At 71.4% G+C, this 5,170-nt stretch carries 5 protein-coding genes and 1 pseudogene; 4 read left to right on the forward strand and 2 right to left on the reverse strand.

Features of this window, described 5'->3' with window-relative positions; genetic code table 11:
* From A9X04_RS14130 to A9X04_RS14145, 4 genes and pseudogenes are all read left to right on the forward strand, one after another.
* Positions 1-224: pseudogene (locus tag A9X04_RS14130) on the forward strand (carboxylate--amine ligase); the annotation flags it as partial.
* Positions 224-862, forward strand: a complete 639-nt coding sequence (locus A9X04_RS14135; RefSeq protein WP_067921319.1) for an LON peptidase substrate-binding domain-containing protein — start codon at positions 224-226, stop codon at positions 860-862. The pseudogene A9X04_RS14130 and the gene A9X04_RS14135, both read left to right, overlap by 1 nt.
* Positions 863-893: 31 nt before the next feature.
* On the forward strand, positions 894-1,916 hold the full coding sequence (locus tag A9X04_RS14140; RefSeq protein ID WP_067921321.1) for a TIGR03617 family F420-dependent LLM class oxidoreductase: 1,023 nt from the start codon (positions 894-896) through the stop codon (positions 1,914-1,916).
* Positions 1,913-2,725 carry an enoyl-CoA hydratase/isomerase family protein gene (locus A9X04_RS14145; RefSeq protein ID WP_067921323.1) on the forward strand — a complete coding sequence of 271 codons (813 nt, stop codon included), beginning with the start codon at positions 1,913-1,915 and terminating at the stop codon, positions 2,723-2,725. Before A9X04_RS14140 ends, A9X04_RS14145 begins: the two co-directional genes overlap by 4 nt.
* Here the strand turns inward: A9X04_RS14145 and A9X04_RS14150 are convergent.
* Both A9X04_RS14150 and A9X04_RS14155 read right to left on the reverse strand, forming a co-directional pair.
* Positions 2,679-3,620 carry an SDR family NAD(P)-dependent oxidoreductase gene (locus A9X04_RS14150; protein WP_067921325.1) on the reverse strand — a complete coding sequence of 314 codons (942 nt, stop codon included), beginning with the start codon at positions 3,618-3,620 and terminating at the stop codon, positions 2,679-2,681. The genes A9X04_RS14145 and A9X04_RS14150 overlap by 47 nt on opposite strands.
* A gap of 29 nt (positions 3,621-3,649) precedes the next feature.
* On the reverse strand, positions 3,650-5,041 hold the full coding sequence (locus A9X04_RS14155; RefSeq protein ID WP_067921327.1) for an MFS transporter: 1,392 nt from the start codon (positions 5,039-5,041) through the stop codon (positions 3,650-3,652).
* Between the last annotated feature and the right edge of the window lie 129 nt (positions 5,042-5,170).

The raw sequence follows: 5,170 nt of genomic DNA on the forward strand, positions 1-5,170 counted from the left end.
AGGACGCCGACAGCAACGAGCGGCTGGTCACCGAGGATCTCGACGACGTGCTGAACCAGCTGGAGCCCGTCGCCAAGTCGCTGGACTGCGTCGACGAGCTGGCCGCCGTCGCCGAGATCCCCAGGCGCGGCGCCTCGTATCAGCGGCAGCGCCGGGTCGCCGAGGAGCACGACGGTGACCTGCGCGCCGTCGTCGACGCGCTGGTGGCCGAGTTGGAAATCTGATGTTCGAACCCCTCGAGTTGGCGATGTTCCCGCTGGAGTCGGCGCTGCTGCCCGACGAGGACCTGCCGTTGCGGATCTTCGAACCGCGCTACGCCGCGCTGGTCCGACACTGCCTGGACGCCGGGGATCCGTTCGGCGTGGTGCTGATCGCCCGGGGCCGCGAGGTCGGTGGCGGCGAATCGCGTTGCGACGTCGGGGTGTTGTCCAGAATCACCGAATGCGTCGAGCTCGGCGCGGGCCGGTACTCGATGCACTGCCGGACCGGGGAGCGGATCAAGGTCTCCGAATGGCTGCCCGACGATCCCTACCCGCGGGCGACCGTGACGTTGTGGCCCGACGAGCAGGGCGATCCGGTCAGCCCCGCCCAGCTGCTCGAGGTCGAGGACCGGGTGATGGCCCTGTTCGCGCGGATCGCCGACGCGCGCGGCGTGAGCCTGCCGGACCGCGAGGCGCTGCTAGGCGAGTACACCGGCGGCGACGCCGGCCAACGGTTGTGGGAGTTGGCGGCCCGCATCCCGATCGGCACCGCGGACCGGTACTCGGTGCTGGCGGCGCCGTCGGCCGCCGAACGCCTGGTCGCGGTCCGCGAGGCGGTGGCCGCGGTCGCCGAGGTGGTGGAGTTCCAACTCTCCGAGTAACTCCGAATAACACTGTGCGACAGGGGATTCGATGAAGGTACAGCTGCAGGTCAACGGTTCACCGGTGGATGCCGCGGCGAGCGCCGCCGACGTCGCCGCGACGGGCGCGGACGGCCTGTTCACCTTCGAGGGCCAGCACGACGTCTTCTTCCCTCTGCTCATCGCCGCCGGCGCGACCGACCTCGATCTGATGACCAACGTGGCGATCGCCCCGCCCCGCAGCCCGCTGCATCTGGCCCACGCCGCCTACGACCTGCAGCTGTACAGCGGTGGCCGGTTCCGGCTTGGGCTCGGGTCGCAGGTGAAGGCCCACATCGAAAAGCGTTACGGCAGCAGGTGGGGAAGGCCGGCGGCGCTGATGGCCGAGACCGTGCGCGCGATCAAGGCCATCTTCGCGGCGTGGGAAGGCCAGGGCCGCCTGGACTTTCGCGGCGAATTCTTCACCCACACCATCATGGCGCCCAACTTCAATCCCGGGCCCAACCCGTTCGGGCCGCCGCCAGTGCTGCTGGGCGCGTTGGGCCCGGTGATGACGCGCACCGCGGCCGAGGTCGCCGACGGGCTGCTGGTGATGCCGTTCAACAGCGCCCGCCACTTCGCCGAGCGCACCATCCCGGCGGTCGCCGAGGGGCTGCGCCGCGCGGGCCGGACCTGGAACGGATTCCAGATCATCGCCCAGGCGATGGTCGCCGTCGGCCGCGACGAGGCCGACCTGGCGGCCGCGATCGACGGTGTGGCGGCGCTGATTTCGTTCTACGGCTCCACCCCGGCCTACCTGCCCGTGCTGGAGGCCGAGGGGTGGGCCGACATCCATCCCGAGCTGAACGCCCTGTCCAAGCAGGGGCGGTTCGCCGAGATGCGCCGCCTGATCGGCGACGAGGTGGTGGCGCGGATCGGGATCGTGGGAAGCCCCGAGGAATGCGCGCAGCAGATAGCCGCCCGGTTCTCCGAGCACGCCGCGGAGGTGTGCTGCTACTTCCCGGGCTACACGCCGCGCGCCGCGGACATCGCCGACCTGATCGGCGCCCTGCACCGGACACCCGTCCTGCGATGAGCCCCGACGTGACGGTCGACGTCGACGCGGGCGTGGCGGTGCTCACGCTCAATCGGCCCGAGCGGCGCAACGCCTACACCGCCGACATGGGCGCGCTGCTGAGCCGCGCGTACTACGACTGCGACGGCGACGACGACGTCCGGGCCATCGTCGTGACCGGGGCGGGCGACGCCTTCTGCGCCGGGGCGGACTTCTCCGGCGACGCCGAGCCGTTCGGCGCCCCGGCCGATGGGTTCTCGGCGTCACCGATCACCCCCGCCGCGTTCGAGCTGCGCAAGCCGGTGATCGCGGCCGTCAACGGCCACGCCATCGGCATCGGGCTGACCATCGCCTTGCAGGCGGACCTGCGCATCGTCGCCGAGGACGCCAAATACGGTGTGGTGCAGGTGCGCCGGGGCGTGCTGCCCGATTGCATGTCGCACTGGACGCTGGCGCAGCTGACCACGCTGGGGGTGGCCGCGGACATCCTGCTCACCGGGCGGACCTTCGGCGGGGCCGAGGCGGTGGCGCTCGGCATAGCCAACCGCGCCCTGCCGGCCGACCAGGTGCTCGACCACGCGGTCGAGCTGGCCCGCGACATCGCGGTCAACGTCGCGCCGATGTCGGCGGCGCTGTGCAAGCGGCTGCTGTGGGACACCGCGATCAACCACTACAGCCCGCGGCAGGTCGCCGCGCTGGAAACGCGGCTACACCATCGGGTGATGGGCGGCGCCGACGCGCGCGAGGGGGTGGCCGCGTTCCTCGAGCGCAGGTCCCCGTCGTTCACGTCGCGGCTGTCCCGCGAGTGGACCCCGCTGCCCGAGCCGTGATCTCCTCGGACAGCTCCCACCACCGCTCCGCGCGCCGCTCGTCGCGGGCGTAGGGCGTCGCGTTGTCGCTGACCCGACAGTCTTCGAGATACAGCCCACCGCGGCCGGCCAGCTCCGGGCTGACGGCCGCCCACACCTGGGTGGCCGCGCCGCGGTCGGACGTGATGACGGCCAGCCGCTCGCCAGTCGGTTTGCGCAGCCGCGCGAAGTCCTCCCGGGACATGTGCCGCGCCAGCGACGTGGCCACGGTGCCGGGATGCACGGCATACGCGCGAATTCCCTTGTCGCGCAGGCGGCGATCGGCTGCCACGGCGTGCAGGATGTTCGCCGTCTTCGACGCGCCGTAGGCGGCGAACTTGTCGTATTCTCGCCTGTCCCAATGCGGATCGTCGAAGTCCACGTCGCCCAGCACGTGGCCCGCGGACGACAGGTTGACGATCCGGGCCTGACCGTGAGCCCGGCCGGCGGCGGCGAGCTGCGGAACCAGGAGCCGGGTCAGCTCGAAGTGCCCGAAATGGTTGGTGCCCATCTGCATCTCGAAGCCATCGCGCGTCCTGCCGAACGGCGTGAACATCACCCCGGCGTTGTTCATCAGGACGTCGATGGCCGGGGCGATGTCGCCGACGGCGCCCGCCGCCGCCCGCAGGCCGGCCAACGCGGTCAGGTCGAGTTCGACGGTCGAGGTCCGCGCGCCCGGCACTTCCGCGGCGATCCACCGGGACGCCTCCGCCAACGCCGCCGGATTGCGGGTGGCCAGGACGACGTGCGCGCCGGCCGCCGCCAGCGCCCGGGCCGACTCGCGCCCCAGCCCGGACGACGCGCCGGTGATCACGCAGACCTTGCCGGACAGGTCGATGCCGTCGACGACGTGCAGCGCGGTCGGATGCTCGGTCATGCCGCTATAGGCTGCCACAGCGGCACGGATCACACCGCGCGGTTGCGCGCCTTGCCGACGGAGAAGCCGCTGACCAAGGCGCCGATGAAGAAGAGCGCCGCGGCATCCCGCAGCAGCCGGGCGAAGCTGGCGTCGGTGAGCGTGCCGGTGGCGATCAGTCCGACGCATGCCACCGACGTCAGCGCCGACGTCCGGCCGACCGCGTTCTGGACGGCCGCCGCCACTCCGCTGTTGGCCGGGTTGACGGAGGACAGATTCAGCGCGGTCAGCGGCGTACTGGTGAGCACCATGCCGAGGGCGAGCACGACCATCCCGGGCAGCAGGTGGGTCAGGACGTTGAACCCGTGGGCGGCGGGGCGGATGAGCAGCAACCCGGCCCCGGCGACGACCGGGCCCGTCGCCAGGAAGACCCGGGCACCGATCCGCGCCGCCAGGCCGCCGACCCGCTTGGCGAAGAGAAACGACAGCAGGGGGCTGGGCAAGGTCACCAGTCCCGCGACCGTCGCACAATAGCCGGCGACCTCCTGGGTGTAGAGGGACACCGCAAGCGACCCCATCGTGAGGGCGCCGTACACGAAGGCGGTGGTCAGATTGGCGCCCGCGAAGTCGCGGTTGGCGAAAAGGCCGAGCGGCACCAGCGGGTGACGGGCACGGCGCTGCCAACCCACGAACGCCAGCAGCGCCGCAGCGCCGATCGCCAGTGCCGCGACGAGCTGCGGGTGCCATCCGTGCCTGCCCGCTTCGATGAGCGCATACACGGTGGCGGTCAAACCGACGGCCGACAACGCCGCCCCGGCGACGTCGAGACGGGAGCGCCCGGGCGCTCCCGGAACCTCCACGGCGCGTAAGCGATACGTCAAAGCGAAGGCGGCGATCATAGGGATCGCCGACAGGGCGTAGATCCATCGCCAGCCCAGCAGGTCGACCGCCAGGCCGCCCAACAGCGGGCCCAGCGCGAAGGCGGTTCCGGTCCATGCCGTCCACGAGCCCACGGCCGCGGAGCGGTGTGCGGGATCGAACGCGGAATTGATGAGCGCCAGCGATCCGGGCACCAAGAATGCCGCACCGAGACCCTGGACGAGGCGTCCGGCGATCAGCATGCCCGGCGACGTGGCCGTGGCCGCCACCGCCGAGCCCGCCCCGAAGGCCACCAGCCCGAACCGCATCACCTGGACCCGGCCGAACAGATCCGCGATGGCACCCCCGGGCAGGATCGTGGCGGCCAGCGCCAGCAGATAACCGTCCACCACCCATTGCTGGAGACACATGCCCCCGCCGAGCTCGCGTTCGGTCGCCGGCAGTGCCAGGTTCACGACGGTGCTGTCGAGAAAGGCGACCATCGACGCCATGATCGCCACCACCATCACCCGGCCGGCACCAGCGTCCACATCCGCGCCGGGCGAGGGCTGCGTCGCAATCATCGCAATCCGTCCATGCCAAGGGGTATGTGAACTGGTTACGAGACACCCGGGCCGAAGGGTTCAGGACTGCCCGGCCGTCGCCGTGAGGTCGTACCGCGCGGCGCGTGCCATCAGCCGCGGCGCCACGAC

Origin of the sequence: Mycobacterium sp. E3247 (assembly GCF_001667785.1) — a bacterium.
Taxonomy (GTDB): Bacteria; Actinomycetota; Actinomycetes; order Mycobacteriales; family Mycobacteriaceae; genus Mycobacterium.

What these genes read in the sequence shown, in the direction of transcription:
- A9X04_RS14150 (WP_067921325.1), bottom strand. Translation starts at nt 3,620, where the DNA reads ATGACCGAGCATCCGACCGCGCTGCACGTCGTCGACGGCATCGACCTG.
- A9X04_RS14145 (WP_067921323.1), top strand. Translation starts at nt 1,913, where the DNA reads ATGAGCCCCGACGTGACGGTCGACGTCGACGCGGGCGTGGCGGTGCTC.
- A9X04_RS14155 (WP_067921327.1), bottom strand. Translation starts at nt 5,041, where the DNA reads ATGATTGCGACGCAGCCCTCGCCCGGCGCGGATGTGGACGCTGGTGCC.
- A9X04_RS14140 (WP_067921321.1), top strand. Translation starts at nt 894, where the DNA reads ATGAAGGTACAGCTGCAGGTCAACGGTTCACCGGTGGATGCCGCGGCG.
- A9X04_RS14135 (WP_067921319.1), top strand. Translation starts at nt 224, where the DNA reads ATGTTCGAACCCCTCGAGTTGGCGATGTTCCCGCTGGAGTCGGCGCTG.